The following is a 16,062-nucleotide window of genomic DNA, read 5'->3' on the forward strand; positions in this document are numbered from 1 at the left end:
GCAAGAGGACGACACGCTCATGAGCGAAGCCCTGCAGGATTTCCCCCATACATCGTCCGCTCCGGCCACGCCGGAGGCGGCTCTGGCGGTGCGCGAACTCGATTTCTACTACGGCGAGAAACAGGCCCTGAAATCCATCACGATGGATTTTCGCAAGCAGAACGTGACGGCCATGATCGGTCCTTCCGGCTGCGGCAAGTCCACGCTGCTGCGTATCTTCAACCGGATGTACGATCTGTATCCGGGGCAGAAGGCAACAGGATCGGTCCTGTTCGACGGGGCCGATATCCTCGATCCGGCGCTCGACCTGAACATGCTGCGCTCGCGTATCGGCATGGTGTTCCAGAAGCCCACCCCGTTTCCGATGTCGATCTATGACAACATCGCTTTCGGTGTGCGCCTGCATGAGAAGCTCTCGCGCTCGGAAATGGATGCGCGTGTTGAGGACGTGCTGACTCGCGTGGCCCTGTGGAAGGAAGTGCGCGATCGTCTGAAGGAGCCCGCAGCGGGCATGTCGGGCGGGCAGCAGCAGCGTCTGTGCATTGCCCGCAGCATTGCGACCAAACCCGAAGTGCTGCTGCTCGATGAACCGACTTCGGCGCTGGACCCGATTTCGACCGCGCGTATCGAGGAGCTTCTTGACGAGCTCAAGCAGGATTTCACGATCGCCATCGTGACGCATAACATGCAGCAGGCGGCACGCTGCGCGGATCAGGTCGCCTTTTTCTATCTGGGTTCCCTGATCGAGATGGACAGCGCTGACCGGATGTTCACCAATCCGCGTCAGAAGCAGACTCAGGATTATATCACCGGGCGTTTCGGTTAAGTTTTCCCCAAGCGGGTAGGGATACGCAATTATGCCAGCGGACAGCCTTCACACAGTTAAGAGCTACGAGCAGGAACTGGACCGGATGCGCGCCATGATGGCGCGTATGGGCGGTATTGTCGAAAGTCAGGTGGCGCAGGCCGTAGCGGCCGTGACCGAACATGATGAGGATGCCGCGCAGGCGGCCCCTGCGCAGGACCCGCAGGTGGATATGCTTGAGCGTGATGTCGAGGCGCTGGCAATCCGCCTTCTGGCGCTGCGCAGCCCGATGGCGGGCGATCTGCGCGAGATCGTGGCCGCTCTGAAGATTACCGGCGACCTTGAGCGTATTGGCGATTATGCCGCCTCGATCGCCCGTCGCAGCCAGCGTTTCGATCTGGTCGATCGCCAGATCTCGCTTTCGGGTCTGCGCAGCATGGGGCGACTGGTGCAGGAGAACCTGCGCCGCGTGATCGATGCCGTGACCCAGCAGGACGCCGACCGCGCAACCGAAGTCTGGCAGGCCGATCGTGAGGTGGACGAGTATTACACCGCCATGTTCCGCGAGCTCGTCACCTATATGATGGAGGACCCGCGCAACATCAGCCCGTGCACCCATCTGTTGTTCATTGCCAAGAATTTTGAACGCATCGGCGATCACACCACCAATATTGCCGAGCGCGTCTACTACGCCGTGACGGGGGAGAACCTGCCTTCGGTGCGCCCGCGCGGTGGTCTGGCAGCCGGGGATGATCTGGTTTCGCGATGAGTGGCTCACTGGTGAAAATCGTTGTGGTTGAGGATGATCCCTCCCTGCAACTCATGATCCGCTATAACCTCGACAAGCTCGGTTATGACGTATCGGCTTTCCCTGAGGCCGAGCAGGCCTGGGAGTTCATCTCTCGCTCGCGTCCGGATGCGATGGTGCTGGACTGGATGCTGCCGGGTATGTCGGGCATCGATCTTTGCCGTCGCATCAGGGGCACAGCCTCGCTGCACGATCTGCCTGTGCTCATGCTGACGGCGCGTGCCGACGAGCAGGACAGTATTCGCGGGCTCGATAGCGGCGCCGATGATTATATTGCCAAACCCTGTAGCATCGAGGCGCTCGACGCCCGCTTGCGCGCCCTGTTGCGCCGTACGCAGCCCGTCAAGCAGAATGTCCTGAGCTTTGCCGATCTGACACTTGATCTGCAGACCCATCGTGCCGAGCGCAATGGCCGTGCCCTGACTCTCGGCCCGACCGAATTCCGCCTGCTGGAATTTCTGATGCGTCATCCGCGCCGGGTCTTCTCACGCGAGGATCTGCTTCAGAAAGTATGGGGCTCCAACGTGCATGTGGAACTGCGTACCATCGATGTGCATATCCGCAGATTGCGTCGGGCGCTCAATCTCGACACGGAACTCGATTACGTCAGAACCGTGCGTTCTGCCGGTTATGCCCTTGACGATCAGGCCTGAGAGACCACGACCCTGACGGCTCTGCTTGCAATCCTTCTTGGTTGCTCATGTCTTGGGTGGGGGCTTACATGGCGACAGTCACGTTTGCGCCTCGCCCGTCTGCCGACCCCTGTCGCACTGGTGAACACCCAGCCGGGGGAGGCTCCTAAGGCCCCGGTCTTTTGCGAACTCCTGCCTATTCCCGCTGTGTTACTTGGCGCAGGCGGGCGCATTTTCCATGCCAATCGTGTGGCGCACGCTGTCTTTGGTGATGCGCTCGGGGCGGTCATCCGGCATCCTGCGGTGCAATCTGTCCTTGCAACGCTGACCCCTGAGACGGGTGTCGTCACGCGTGTCGAACTTGACGTGCCGGTGCGTCGGATCGTGCAGGTGACCTTCCGGAAATGGCCGGAGCGCTTTGCCAGCGCCATAGGCTGGGAAGAGGGCGTGCTCGCCGTTCTGGAAGACTGCTCGGAGTTCGAGGTCGTGGATCGGATGCGCGCCGATTTCGTGGCCTATGCGAGCCATGAACTGCGCACTCCTTTGGCATCGCTCATCGGGTTCATCGAAACGCTTCAGGGGCCGGCGGCCGATGACCCTGCGGCACAGCAGCAGTTTCTGGCCATCATGGCGGCGCAGGCTGCGCGTATGGAGCGGCTGATCGAGCGCCTGCTTTATCTGTCGCGTGTGCAGCGCCTCGAACATATGCGGCCTCATGACATGGTGTCCGCACAGGACCTTATGGATCGTCTGCTGGAAGACAGTCAGATCCTGATACGGTCATCCGATGCCAGACTGATCCTCCTGCCGACCGAGGATGACCTTTTCTTCCCGGCTGATGAGGACCAGATCGTTCAGGTGTTGCTCAATCTGGTCGAAAACGCCCTCAAATATGGCGGCCCCGCCATCGAGATACGGGTCGGGATCACCGCAGAGAACGGCAAGGGTATCGAGATTACCGTCGCGGATAATGGCCGTGGTGTGGATAGCCAGCATGTGCCACGCCTGACCGAGCGCTTCTATCGTGTCGAGGGGCGCGCCACTGCCTCTCAATCAGGCACGGGGCTCGGACTGGCCATCGTCAAGCATATCGTGGATCGGCATGGCGGCCGCCTGCGTATCGAAAGCGCACCGGGCAAGGGCATGACCTGCCGCATCTGGCTGCCCCGAACGAGCTGAGCGGCAGCGGGCTGGTTTAGGCCCGGTCAGGTACACGGTGAAGGGCGGAAAATCCGGTACGATGGCTGAGGCTGCCCGGTTCAGATGCCGGAGAGCGCCTCTTTGGCAGGGGTGAGTTACCTCATTGGGGCGCGGTGCCTCGATGGGGCCTCCTCAGTGAGCGACGTGGACCAGCCCCGAAACGGGGCCCGCCTCCCTCTAGAACAAGAAGGCGGGGGGTATATGCGCCATCATAAACGGCCTTGCGGCCGCGATCTCAGAACCAGCCGCGCGGATTGCGCATCGGTGCTTCGTCAACCAGTGCGACGATGGGGCGGATGACGCGGACCAGCCACCAGACAAAAAGCAGACCAAGCAGGACATAACCGATCATCACGAGGCAGAGCAGCCCTGCCACGATGGCCCCCAGGAGTCCGAGCCAGAATGTGCGGATGGCGTAGATGAAATGGCTCTCATAGATCGTCCCCACCGCGTCACCGCGTTTGAGATAGGCAACAATCACACCGGGTATGCTGGTGATGCCGAAAAAGAACGAGGCGATGAAAAGGATATGAACGATCCAGGCCCAGCGTCTTGCACGGTCGCTTCGGGGCGAAGCAGGCCAGGTTTGTGTAAAGCTCGGTTGCATGGAAGGAGTCGCTCCTGAAATCCTGTCGGGCCGATGCGGTATTAGGCCTGTTGGCGGGATATGGTATCGTATCATCAGCCCGCTCGTTCAGGCTATCCTGAAGAGCGGCATTGTGGTTACAGAAAATCGATCGGTGTCATGATTTCGCTTTCCCGCTCCCTTCTGCTTTTCGGTCTGGCAGCCGTCATTTCCGCTCCTGCCGCACACGCCCAGAGCGTGACCGGTGCCGGGTCGAGTTTTGCAGCACCGCTTTATGAAAGCTGGGGCGAAATCGCCAAGGCAAAGGCGGGGCTCGGGGTGAACTACCAGAGCGTGGGTTCGGGCGCAGGGCTCAATCAGGTCGTGGCCGGTACGGTCGATTTCGGCGCGTCGGACAAGCCTGCAGCGACTGCCCTGCTCGATGCCCATCACCTTTACCAGTTCCCCACGGCGCTTGGGGCGATTGTGGTCATCGTGAATGTTCCCGGTATCCCGGCCGGGGCGCTGCAACTCGATGGGCCGACCCTGGCTGCCCTTTATGACGGGCGCATCACCGAATGGAATGACCCGAAAATCCAGGCACAAAATCCCGGGCTGAATTTGCCAGATGCGGATGTGGCACCGATCCATCGAGCCGATGCCTCGGGAACGAGCTTCGTCTTTACCTCCTATCTCTCCCATGTCTCGCCTGAATGGAAAGCCCATATTGGCGCGGGAACCTCCGTGGCATGGCGTGATGGCGCAGGAGCACGGGGCAATGATGGTGTTGCGGCCAGCGTCAAGGAGACCGTGGGGGGGATCGGGTATGTGGAATATGCCTATGCCAGCCACAACCACATTCCGATGGCGCGTATGAAAAGCCATGACGGGGCCTATGTCACGGCCTCGCCTCAAAGCTTCATGGCCGCCGCTTCGCAGGCCAACTGGGCCCATGCCAGCCACCATGTGGTGGATCTGCTCGACAGTGCGGGCGACAATGCCTGGCCGATCATGAGCGCGACCTACGCCATCGTGCCGATCGGGGTGAAGCCGGAAACGAAGCGTTTCTTCGAGATCGGCCTGCGCGAGGGTGAGCAGGAAGCGCGAAAGCTCGACTACATCACTGTGCCCGAGGCGGTGCGTGACGATATTCTGGCTGGCTGGCCGCACTGAACCTGGCTGCCGGAACGTTGCACGAACCGACACGACTGGCGCAGATTTCGTGAAAGGGTCTCTCTGACGCCTGATAGGGCCGGGGGCTGAAAGTTCCCTTGCCACGCAGTAGCAAAGTCTTGATAGGCCATGGCATTTCCAAGCGTCACGGGCTGTCTATTCTGGTTCAGATCCTTCCAAGGCCGGTGAGTAACAGCCGGTTTTGGAACGGCACCAGAGATTCTGCGGGAATGATCCTATGCCTTTGCCTTCCTTTCTTTTTGTCTGCACGGGCAATATTTGCCGCTCTCCCCTTGCCGAGGCGGCCATGCGCGCCGAGGCGGCCCGTCGTGGTCTGACTTTGGATATCGACTCGGCGGCGACCGGTGTCTGGCATGTGGGCGAAGCCCCGGACAGCCGTGCGCGACGCGTTGCCAAGAAACACGGGCTCGATATCGATACCTATGTCGCAAGGCAGGTCCAGGAAGACGATTTCACGCGTTTCGATCATATCATCGCGCTCGATTCAGGGCATTTGCGTGCCCTGCGTCGCCTTGCCCCGGAAGCGGAACAGGAGCGTATCCGCCTGCTGATGGATTATGTGCCTGAGCGTGCTGGTGAGGAAATCTCTGATCCTTTCTATGGCAAGGACATCGATTTCGAGACGGCGTGGCAGGAAATTGCTCTAGGCTGCGCGCATCTGGCCAGTTTCACGCTGGATTCCTGAGAAGGGGCTCCCCTGATGACAGCTGACCCCGCTCAACAAGCCGCGTCCCGATTTGCGCAGATTGCGGCCTTGATCGGGGAAGAGGGTGCCTTTGAGGTGCGATCCCTCGGTGGGGGCGATCTTTCTGATATCTGGCAGCTCGATTTCGCGTCCGGGCGCCGTGTCGTCGTCAAGAATGGGCCTCATGTCGCCACTGAGGCGGCCATGCTCGATGCGCTGGCGGCAACAGGTGTCGCTGTTCCGCCCGTTCTGGCGGTGCAGGGTGATTTGCTCGCACTGGGCTATGTGCCTCGTGGCGGGAAAGGCGACGAGGCGTGGTCGGCGCTTGGGCAGGCGATGCGCTGCCTGCATGAGGTGAAGCAGCCTCCGCGTTATGGGTGGGACGAGGATTACGCTTTTGGCACGGTGCCTATCATCAATGACTGGACGCTCGACTGGCGTGACTTCTGGCGGGATTGCCGGTTAAGGCCCTTCCTCAATAGCCTCCCCAGGGAAGTGGCGGCACGGGTCAATCACCTGTCGCAAACCCTTGATCGTTTTCTGCCCTCGGCCCCGCGCCCCACGCTTTTGCATGGTGATCTCTGGACCGGCAATTTCATTACCTCGCCCGCGCCTGAGGGCGGGATACGCGCCGTATTGATCGATCCCGCCTGTTATATCGGCGATGCGAGTGCGGATTTCGCCATACTGACGCTTTTTGCGACTCCACCTGAGGCGTTCTGGCGCAGTTACGGTCCGTTGCCGGAAGAGTATGAACGCAGCATCAATGTCTATCGTCTCTGGCCTGCGCTCGTGCATTACCGTCTGTTCGGGGCCACCTATCTCGGTCTTGTGCAAAGCCTGCTTGATACATTGGAGCTATGAGGCCGATGACCGGCGCGGGTTCTAAAGTCTGAAACCCTCGCTGATTCACAAGTGTTGTTCTTCGGGCGTGAGCAGATCAATGACCGATGGCGTCCAGCCCAAGGCACGGGCTGCGAGGAGCGCAGCGCTTGCCGCATTCGGCTCCAGCTTGCCTCCTGTTGCGGGTGCGCCCGGCGTCATGGCGCGGTAATGGTATGCGTTATGATGCGTATGAAGCCCAGGTACGCAGCAACCTTAGCCTGCTTGAAATGGGTGTCGGCGCCAGCTGAGCGCGACCCGATATCATGCTTGCCCGCTAATGCCTCCTGTCCCGTTCGCGGGAATGACCCGGGATGGAACAGGGGGGTGAGTTTTCAGGTTGATGCCGCCAGGGCCTCGAAGAGCACGGCGATGGCCTCGGCACCTGGGTCGGGGATATTGGCCAGCTGCTCGGGCGGGATATAGGAAGCGCGGCCGGCACGCGCTTTCATGCTCCGTGTCGCGTCGGCCCCCTTGCGCGCTGCGACCGCCGCCTGCGTGAGTGACTGACCGGATTGCAACGCAGCAATGGCAGGCAGAAGCGCATCGAGCATGGTGCGGTCACCTGGCTTTGCCCCGCCATAGGCCTGCATGCGCGCGGCACCGTTATGCAATCCTTCGCGCCAGTTTTCATCATGCCCCGCCGTGGTCATGAGAATGGACAGCAGAACGCCGCTCGACCCACCGCTGTGACGGGCCAGAAGGCGTCCGATTGTGGCCATGAGCGCCTGCGGCGAGGCGAGGGGAAGGCGGTCGATGGCGCGCAGAACCTGTCGCGCGGCCTCGGCAAATGTCGAGCCTGCATCGCCATCACCGCATTTGGCATCGAGCGTATTGAGGGCGGCCTCATGCCCGATCAGCGCATCCGCGCCGCTAGTGATGAGGTGCCTGAGCAACGGATTGTCAGAGGGGGCATCCGTAAACGTTTCGGGCAGCGCGGGCACGGGCAGGGTCGCGACCGGGCCGAAAGCGGCCAGACCGGGCCATGCGTGAGGCTCGACCGGTGCAGCAAGCGCCTCGATAAAGGCGGGTTCCGCAGGGAGCGTCGTCAGGGAGAAGCCGTTCATGTCGAGCGCCGTCATGACCGGGGCAGGGCCGGCAATCCATGCTGTCCGGGCGGCCAGTGATGTGCGGGAGAAACCGTCGAGAAGTGCCAGAGCCTCAAGGGGCGGTACACTGCCCAGCATGTTGAGCAGGACAATCTGCCTGGTTGTGTCTTTGGCATCGCTCTCTGGCAGGGATGACAGGAGCCGGTCTGCTGCGAGCGCAACCAGTTTGTCGAGAGGGGCCATCGGAATACGTTCGACACCAGCTTCACCGTGAATGCCGAGCCCGAGTTCGGCCTCGTTTTCGCCAAGGCGGGGCGGCTGGTCGGGCGTATAGACATTGCAGTCGCTCAGGGCGAGGCCGATGGAACGAAGCGCACCCGCAGCATTGCGCGCCTGCGTGGCGACTTCTGCAAGCGGGCGCCCAGTCTCGGCAGCGTAGCCAGCGATCTTGTGAACCAGAACGGTGCCGGCAATGCCGCGTGCCTTGGCCGTGTGGCCAAGGGCAATGTCGTCGCCTACGATGACGAGTTCGACATCAAGCCCGAGCGCCTTCGCCTGTTCGGCTGCGATACCGAAATTGAGCCGGTCGCCGGTGTAGTTCTTGACGATCAGCAGGCACCCGGCCGGACCGGTCACGGCGCGTATGGCCGCAAGAATGGCATCGACGCCCGGCGAGGCGAAAAGCTGACCGCAAACCGCTGCCGTGAGCATGCCTTTCCCCACAAAGCCAGCATGGGCGGGCTCGTGTCCAGAACCACCGCCAGAAATGATGGCCACGCGATCTTTCGCCCAGTTCTTCCGCAGGACGACATGGATATCGTCGGCACCGTCAAGCCGACACAGATGGCTCCCCGCTGAAGAGCGTAGAAGCCCCTCAATGCCTTCGGCTACGATTGTGTCACGGGAATTGAAAAAGCGCTTCATGGACGAACTCCGCCTTGATCGCGGGGCTGTGGCGGCCCCTGTTATCGCTCGGTTGGGTCAGGCTAGAATCGTCAACGGTCGGAGGACATGACATTTCTATGTGAAAAGAGACACATTGATGTGACGTTGATCGCATTCCTGCGGGATCGGGCGTGATTTACCGGCATGCGGGTGGCAAGGATCGCGCCTCTGCGTTGCTGTTCGGGCGGTATGGGTCCATTGGCCGCATCGGATCAGTGCCAACGACCCCTCTGTTATCTTTCAGGCTCAACAGGTTGTGAAGAAGTGCCGACTGCCGCACTCGGTCACCTGAATATGGGCAATGACTTGACACAACCGGTGCGCTGCCGTGCATTTCCGGATTGTTGCATCCGGTTCGGAGGCTGATCGAAACGATTGGCAGCAGTCCGGGAATTCGTTACGATTAGACAAGAATTTTCGTCAACAGGGTCAGGATTACAGAATTTTGGACATTCCATCCAAGTCGCATCTTCATCCCCCGCCGCAAGTCGATGAGGGCTATCACAAGGATCTCGGGCGTCGACAGGTCCAGATGATCGCCATCGGCGGGGCCATCGGCACGGGGCTTTTCCTTGGTGCCGGCTCGCGGTTACAGCAGGCGGGCCCGGCTCTCGCGCTCGATTACCTCGTTTGCGGCATGTTCTGCTTTCTCATCCTTCGCGCGCTTGGCGAACTGGTGATGTACCGCCCCAGCGCTGGCAGCTTCGTCTCCTATGCCCGTGAGTTTCTGGGCGAGAAGGCGGCCTATGCAGCTGGGTGGCTCTCCTTCCTGAACTGGGCCATGACCGGTATCGTCGATATCACGGCGGTCGCGCTCTACATGCATTTCTGGGGCACGTTCGATCATGTTCCACAATGGGTGTTCGCGCTCGTGGCGCTGGGCATTGTCGGCACCATGAACATGATTGGTGTGCGCTATTTCGGCGAACTGGAATTCTGGTTCTCGCTTATCAAGGTCATTGCGCTTGCCCTGTTCCTGGTGTTCGGCTGCGTCGTGCTGGGCCTCAAGATGCCCGTGGCAGGCAGTGTCCCCGGCTTTCATCTGATTTCAGAAAATGGCGGTATCTTCCCGCACGGCATCATGCCGGCCCTGTTCCTGATGCAGGGTGTCGTGTTCGCCTATTCGGCCATCGAGCTGGTGGGTACGGCGGCAGGTGAGTGCGCCAATCCGCGTGAAATCATTCCGCGTGCCATCAACAGCGTGATCTGGCGTATCGGCCTGTTTTACGTCGGCTCGGTGATCCTGCTGGTCTGCCTTCTGCCGTGGAATGCCTACCACAAGGGTGTCAGCCCGTTCGTGACCTTCTTCCAGGCCCTTGGTGTGCCGCATGTTGATACGGTCATGAACATCGTCGTGCTCACCGCGGCCCTGTCGAGCCTGAATTCGGGCCTGTATTCGACCGGGCGTATTCTGCGTGCCCTCGCCATGGGAGGCTCGGCGCCACGTGCTCTGGCGCGGATGAACAGGCAGTCTGTGCCCTATGTTGGCATCCTGACCACGGTGGCGGTCTATCTCGTCGGGGTCGGGCTTAACTATCTCATCCCGTCCCGTGTGTTCGAGATCGTGCTCAATGTCGCCGCTCTGGGTATTATCAGCACCTGGAGCTTCATTCTGATCTGCCAGATACGCCTGCGCCAGCTCGTTAATCGTGGCGAGGTCGAAAGCGCCGGATTCCGTATGCCGGGTGCGCCGTTCACCTCGTGGCTGACGCTGGGCTTTCTCGGCTTTGTGGTCGTGATGATGGGTCTGGATTACCCTGAAGGCACCTATACGGTGTGTGCCATTCCGTTCATTGCGGTGCTTCTCGCCGGTGGCTGGGGACTGATCCTACTGAGCCGCAAGAAAGCCTGATCAAACGAGACGGCCTGCTCAGTCCCGTCCGGACTGGGCAGGTTCTGCCGGCAATTGCCCTTCCCATTTGGCCACCACGGCCGTCGCCAGGGAGTTGCCGACGACATTCGTGGCCGAACGGCCCATATCCAGAAAAGTATCGACGCCAAGGATCAGCAGAACGCCCTCTTCGGGGAGTTTGAACTGGCTGAGAGTTGCCGCGATCACGACCAGTGACGCGCGGGGAATGCCTGCAACGCCCTTGCTGGTCAGCATCAGGGTAAGCAGCATGATGATCTGCGTGCTCCAGGGCAGGCTGATATCATAGGCCTGTGCAATGAAGATGCTGGCGAAGGTGCAATACATCATCGTGCCGTCGAGATTGAACGAGTAGCCAAGCGGCAGGACGAATGACGAGATGCGGCGCGAAATGGGAAACCGCGAAAGCTGGTCGAGCATCAGAGGATAGGCTGCTTCCGAGCTTGCTGTCGAAAAGGCCAGAAGGAACGGCTCGCGCATCAGTCGAATCAGACGACGCGCCGGACGACCGAGAATGGCGAAGGCAGCCGCAATCAGGGAGCACCAGAGCAGGAAGAGCGCGATATAGAACTCGCCCATGAACTTGCCGTAATTGATGAGCACGCCAAGTCCATTGGTCGTGATGGTCGCAGCCATGGCGCAGAACACGGCCAGCGGGGCCAGGAGCATCACATAGCCTGTTACCTTGAGGATGATCTGTGACAGGCTCTCTGTCCATTCCATGATCACTCTGGCCTTTTCAGGCATGGAGGCGCAGGCGACGCCGAAAAAGACCGAGAACACGACGATCTGCAGGATCTCGTTATCCGTCATGGCGCGGAAGACGGAATCCGGCACTATGTGCTTGACGAAGCTGTCGAGCGACATGCCATCGGTTGCGATGGGGGATGTTGTGATGCCGTGCAGGCGATGCATCCCGACACCGGGGCCAAAGAGATTGACCAGAATCATGCCGAGCGTCAGCGAAAATAGCGAGGCCAGCACGAACCAGATCATGGCCTTTGCGCCAACACGACCAACCGAAGCCGCGTCCGACATATGACCAATACCCACCACGAGGGTGGAGAAAACCAGCGGGGCGATGATCATCTTGATCAGGCGCAGAAAGACTGTCGAGCCGATGGAGATGTAATGGGCGAAATGCTGCTGCTGCACGGAATCGGCGATCCAGGCATGGGCGAGGCCACCCACCGTAATGCCAAGCAGCATCGCGATGATGATGAGTGTGGTCATGCTCATGCGCTTCATTGAGGCAGCTCCAAAACGGCGGGGGAAGCCCGGGTCTAGGCCATAACACCCTGTCATATCAAATCTGGAACAGTCACCTTGTCTCATGAGCGCCATGCCAGGCCCTGTCGGCTCTCCCGCCCTCCGGGGTCAGATGTTGCGACGCGCAGCAATCCGGCATCGTCTTGCAGCGTTGTCGCGCGATATGATCTCGGTCATATGATTCGCATCGCATGCAGCGATGGCAGGGTCAGGTATGGGCAGCTTCGTGTGCCATACCTTAGCGAGATGCCAGACCTTGCGGCGTTCCGGGGGAAAAGAAGCGTGATTCAGAGTGCTATTGCGGTGATACTTGGCCTGATTATCGGCCTGTTTTCCCTTATTGTATCCATCATTGCCGTTATTGAGGAGGCCGCCCGCAGAGGGTTGCAGACACTTGGTGTCCCTCATCAGGTGCAGACGTCTCTTCTGGCACTGCTGCTGCTTCTTCTGGTTGTTATCTCCTTCCGTCTGTTCGGGAAGCTGTTTGGTTTGCTGATCGCGATTGTGCTGCTGGCCCTGCTTTTGCATGCGCTGTTTGCGCCGGAAATGACGGGCGTCACGATCTAGCGTTCCAGAGTGGGAGGCCGGACCGTTACCCTGTGCGGGTGATGATCAGCCGAGGGCGAAGGCGCGATGCCAGATCGGCCGGGGAAGGTGATGACAAGCCCAGCGCGCCACGGCGTCGCGGCCAAAGGGCGCGAGTGCCGGGAGATATCTCTGGTATTATATGAGTGTGATGGTGTCCGCGGCGGGATTCGAACCCACGGCCCCAGGATTCATACCACTTCGGCTTTCGCCGCCGGTACGCATGGCGCACCGTTTGTGGTCTGGACTGTCTCTTCACCATAGCCCGGAAAACCGGACGACAGGCGCTGCCCGTACAGTCTCTACACCTCCATGCCACCTTGCGGACGCATGTTTGGCTCGGGATTGGCACGGCTAGACGCCAGAGCGTTCCCCGAATTTGAGCAGATCCACCATGATGTTTCCAAGCATGGCGCCCAATTTTAGGAATCCTGTGCTCTATCCTGCTGAGCTACGCGGACAATCATTTCCATTCTAGGGAGCTCGTGTGACACAGGCAAGAGGGCCGGTTTCAATTTTTTCTGTACCATAGGATCGGTTGCAATACTGGCAAGTCATTCTAAGATTGCTTTTGTTAGTAAGTCTGTATGCCTGCCAGGAATGCGAAATTTGCCCTTATTTACGCTGGCTGGCCCTGAGATTTACTTTGATCCTTTCCCTAAAGGCGGCAGGCGGCAAAACACGTTCTCGGCATGTTAATCTTCCTTCAACTGCAAGCGTTGCCAGGGAAGAGAATACGTTTCGTAAAAAAAACCGAGATAGGGATGTGATACAAGGCCTTGAGAAAAGAAAGCGTGAAGTAATGTTCGATCTGGCCCTTCGTGGTGTTGCAAAAACCGATTCCACCCTGCTGCGTCTGCGACTGATCGGTCGCATGGAAGCGACAACGCTCACGGGTGAGAGCGTCCTTCCAGTGGGTGGGAAGACGAAGGGACTACTTGCCATCCTCGCGCTTTCGGACCGCAAGCCTGTTGCCCGTTCACATCTTGCCGAATTGCTGTGGAGCCGCCGCCCCGATGATCTCGCGCGCGCCTCCCTGCGTCAGGAGATCCATCGTCTGCTTGATGCCCTGAGTCCTCTGGGTGTCGACGTGATTGATGTCCAGCGGCATACGCTTGCGCTCAAGCCCGCCCTGACCTCTGTCGATGTCGAGCGTATCCTCAACGGAGGAAAGTCCATTCTGCGCGAGTTGCCGCCGCCGAGCGAAGTATTGCTGGGCGAACTCAACGGCATTGATCCGGCGTTCAATGAATGGATCGAGGGGCAGCGTACACGCCTCAATCGCCATATCTATCAGCTTTTCGAGAGCGCGCTACGCACGCAGGTGGATCCTGATGCCATTCTTGAGACTGCTGATCATCTGCTGATGCGCGACGGGCTCAACGAGGCGGCATGGCGTGCCCGCATCCAGGCATGGGTGACCAAGGGCGAGTATGCCCAGGCTGCGACACTCGGAGATCAGGTCGTGCAGCTTTTCCAGGATCAGCTTGGCGCGGTGCCCGGGCCCGCAACGATGGGTCTTGTTCGCAGTCTGCAGGAGCGAATCGCTTTTGACTCCTACGCCAAGACGCATCACGGTACCTCGGTTGCAAGTGACCCCGGACTTGTTCACGGGGATACGCACGCTGAAAACGTCAAGCTGTTTGCCGGAGGTGTTACGGAGCCTCATCTCCTGGCGTCAGGCACCTCCTCGCGCACTTTGGGATCGATCGCTGTCGCGCCATTGAAGGCCGCAGGTGGTGCGCATGCCGAAACCCTGGCCGCTGAGCTGACCGAGCGTCTGGAGGTCAAGCTCGTAGGGTTGCAGACATTCACCGTTGTGCCGTTTCCGGAAACGCCTCAGGGCGAAACCGGACCGCTTCTGGGCAATACCCATAACCCCGGTACCGATTATGTCATCTCGGGCCTCGTTCGTGCGAATGTTGAGCATGGGGAGACCAGTGAGGGTTATGTCATCATCCGTCTTCTGAGCCTGCGGCAGGAAGGATGCGTGGTTTGGGCGGATCGTTTCGAGCTGCCAAGGGATACGCGGGCCCAGCGTGCATTGCTTTTCTATGTGATGAAATCGCTCCAGTGGTCGCTGTTCGTTTCGGAGGGGCAGCGTATGATGTCACGGCCGATTGCCGAACTATCGGCTTTCCAGATGGCTGTGCGCGCCCTTACGCTGCTTTTGCGCTGCGATGTCACGCTTGCCGCCGAATTGCGTGACCTGGTCGAACGCGCCTATCAGTCTGATCAGGAATCGGTGTTCGTGCTTTATGTGCGCTCATTGATCCGGTTCTTCCTGTACCTGGAGACATGGTCGTCGGCTCCGCAGGAAGATATCGAAGAGATCGCCTCCGCAGCAGGTTATGTGGCGATCCAGCTGCGAGCCAACCCACTCGGGGTGTGGCTCTCGATGATGACGCGCACGTTCACGCCTGGTCAGCTCGATGAAGCCAAGGCGCTGACTGCGGAATATACCGGGGCCGGGGGCGTGTTTCCTGCCATCGCCATTTCACCTTCCATTCATGCGCTCAAGGCTACACAGGCCCTGCTATCCGACGACAAGGCGGTTGCGCTTGAGGAAATACAGCAGTTCCGGGCCTTGAGGGCCTCACAGCCTCTGGCTGTTCTGTCGGAGCCGTTCAGCATTTTCGTTCTCGAAGCATCTGGCAATAACGAGGAGGCCAGGCAGGCTGGCGCTGCCTTCGTCAGTCTGTATCCGCGTAGCGCAGCTGGTGTGCTCTATTATCTCGTGGCGCTCTCAGCCCATGGAATGGGGGAGGAGACCGAGCGCGTCAAACGGCATCTTCTGCGGCTTGTGCCGGATATTACCATCGCCGGAGTGCTTTCGCGCCATGACTTCCTGCCGGAATGCATGAAGGCGCGGTTGCGTGAAATGCTTGCGCGAGTGAGCCTGCCGCAAGGATAAGTGGATGCCCCGCTTGGCGGGACCGGGCGGGCGCGATATGAACCGATGTTGAAGCCGGACGCGGGTACCGCGATCGGGGATTTCGACACGCGGCCAGTGCCAGTCTAATAGGGACAACATGACACCTCGTTTGCAGCCGATCGCCCCTCCCAACGCGCCCACAAAGGCGTTGTCATTCAAGGGACGGTTCCTCCCCGTTCTGCCGCTTTGCGCCCTTATGGCGCTGAGCGCCTGTGGCGGTGGGCGTGATCCCGACAGCCTGACACAGCCCCGCAACCATCTGCTCGGCGTCGATCGTGGAGCGACCGGTGGAGACGACCAGCTTCAGGGTGGGGTTAATGCCTATCTCTGGCGTGGTGCTATCGACACCCTGTCGTTCATGCCGTTCGCATCTGCCGATGCCAATGGCGGCGTGATCCTGACGGACTGGTACCAGCCGCCTGCCAGCACCAATGAGCGTTTCAAGATCGCTGCCTATATCCTTGATCGCCGGCTGCGTTCGGATGCGCTGCGCGTATCCGTGTTCCGTCAGGAAAAGCAGGGAAGCGAATGGGTCGATACCCCCGTTGCGGCCAATACCACGTCGGACATTACCACGCGTATTCTCGCCCGTGCGCGCCAGCTTCGTGCCGATAACGGCAACCGGGACTGATATCCCC

Annotated in this window: 14 protein-coding genes; 11 read left to right on the top strand and 3 right to left on the bottom strand. The window is 60.0% G+C overall.

Going from position 1 to position 16,062, the window contains the following annotated elements:
• The first annotated feature begins 19 nt into the window (after positions 1-19).
• The 4 genes from pstB (at position 20) to ED655_RS04390 (ending at position 3,424) form a co-directional block, all read left to right on the top strand.
• Positions 20-826, top strand: a complete 807-nt coding sequence (pstB, locus tag ED655_RS04375) for a phosphate ABC transporter ATP-binding protein PstB (protein ID WP_031241007.1) — start codon at positions 20-22, stop codon at positions 824-826.
• Between the two features lie 31 nt (positions 827-857).
• Positions 858-1,574 (top strand): phosphate signaling complex protein PhoU, encoded by a 717-nt coding sequence (gene phoU / locus ED655_RS04380; protein WP_023979057.1) that lies wholly within the window; start codon positions 858-860, stop codon positions 1,572-1,574.
• Positions 1,571-2,266, top strand: coding sequence for a phosphate regulon transcriptional regulator PhoB (phoB, locus tag ED655_RS04385; RefSeq protein WP_023979056.1), 696 nt, complete (start codon positions 1,571-1,573; stop codon positions 2,264-2,266). The genes phoU and phoB overlap by 4 nt, the downstream gene beginning before the upstream one ends.
• Before the next feature lie 84 nt (positions 2,267-2,350).
• A complete protein-coding gene (locus ED655_RS04390) occupies positions 2,351-3,424 on the top strand; it encodes a sensor histidine kinase (protein WP_240993496.1) in 1,074 nt (357 codons plus the stop codon).
• A 256-nt stretch (positions 3,425-3,680) separates the two neighbouring features.
• Here ED655_RS04390 and ED655_RS04395 read toward each other — a convergent pair whose 3' ends face one another.
• Positions 3,681-4,052 carry a DUF4870 family protein gene (locus ED655_RS04395; protein ID WP_062164088.1) on the bottom strand — a complete coding sequence of 124 codons (372 nt, stop codon included), beginning with the start codon at positions 4,050-4,052 and terminating at the stop codon, positions 3,681-3,683.
• 138 nt (positions 4,053-4,190) lie between these two features.
• Here ED655_RS04395 and pstS point away from each other — a divergent pair, with 138 nt between their 5' ends.
• From pstS to ED655_RS04410, 3 genes are all read left to right on the top strand, one after another.
• Positions 4,191-5,183, top strand: coding sequence for a phosphate ABC transporter substrate-binding protein PstS (gene pstS, locus ED655_RS04400; protein ID WP_122049142.1), 993 nt, complete (start codon positions 4,191-4,193; stop codon positions 5,181-5,183).
• A 238-nt stretch (positions 5,184-5,421) separates the two neighbouring features.
• A complete protein-coding gene (locus tag ED655_RS04405) occupies positions 5,422-5,889 on the top strand; it encodes a low molecular weight protein-tyrosine-phosphatase (protein WP_122049143.1) in 468 nt (155 codons plus the stop codon).
• A 15-nt stretch (positions 5,890-5,904) separates the two neighbouring features.
• Positions 5,905-6,753: a fructosamine kinase family protein gene (locus ED655_RS04410; RefSeq protein WP_122049144.1), complete on the top strand. Its 849-nt coding sequence runs from the start codon at positions 5,905-5,907 to the stop codon at positions 6,751-6,753.
• 353 nt (positions 6,754-7,106) lie between these two features.
• On the opposite strand, the gene ED655_RS04415 is transcribed toward ED655_RS04410, so the two are convergent.
• Positions 7,107-8,744 carry a dihydroxyacetone kinase subunit DhaK gene (locus ED655_RS04415; protein ID WP_122049145.1) on the bottom strand — a complete coding sequence of 546 codons (1,638 nt, stop codon included), beginning with the start codon at positions 8,742-8,744 and terminating at the stop codon, positions 7,107-7,109.
• Between the two features lie 463 nt (positions 8,745-9,207).
• On the opposite strand from ED655_RS04415, the gene ED655_RS04420 reads away from it, so the two are divergent.
• Entirely contained in the window at positions 9,208-10,617 is a 1,410-nt protein-coding gene (locus tag ED655_RS04420; protein WP_408735645.1) for an amino acid permease, read from the top strand.
• Between the two features lie 18 nt (positions 10,618-10,635).
• Here the strand turns inward: ED655_RS04420 and ED655_RS04425 are convergent, their stop codons facing one another.
• A complete protein-coding gene (locus ED655_RS04425) occupies positions 10,636-11,868 on the bottom strand; it encodes a dicarboxylate/amino acid:cation symporter (protein WP_240993498.1) in 1,233 nt (410 codons plus the stop codon).
• Positions 11,869-12,186: 318 nt separating this feature from the next.
• Between ED655_RS04425 and ED655_RS04430 the strand changes: the two genes are divergently transcribed.
• From ED655_RS04430 to ED655_RS04445, 3 genes are all read left to right on the top strand, one after another.
• The gene (locus ED655_RS04430) at positions 12,187-12,471 is read left to right on the top strand and encodes a hypothetical protein (RefSeq protein WP_162993390.1); all 285 of its coding nucleotides are present in this window, start codon (positions 12,187-12,189) and stop codon (positions 12,469-12,471) included.
• Between the two features lie 820 nt (positions 12,472-13,291).
• The gene (locus ED655_RS04440; RefSeq protein WP_122049148.1) at positions 13,292-15,403 is read left to right on the top strand and encodes an AfsR/SARP family transcriptional regulator; all 2,112 of its coding nucleotides are present in this window, start codon (positions 13,292-13,294) and stop codon (positions 15,401-15,403) included.
• A 118-nt stretch (positions 15,404-15,521) separates the two neighbouring features.
• The gene (locus ED655_RS04445; RefSeq protein ID WP_122049149.1) at positions 15,522-16,055 is read left to right on the top strand and encodes a DUF3576 domain-containing protein; all 534 of its coding nucleotides are present in this window, start codon (positions 15,522-15,524) and stop codon (positions 16,053-16,055) included.
• Positions 16,056-16,062 lie beyond the last annotated feature (7 nt).

This window comes from Asaia bogorensis, from assembly GCF_900465345.1.
Lineage (GTDB): Bacteria > Pseudomonadota > Alphaproteobacteria > Acetobacterales > Acetobacteraceae > Asaia > Asaia bogorensis_A.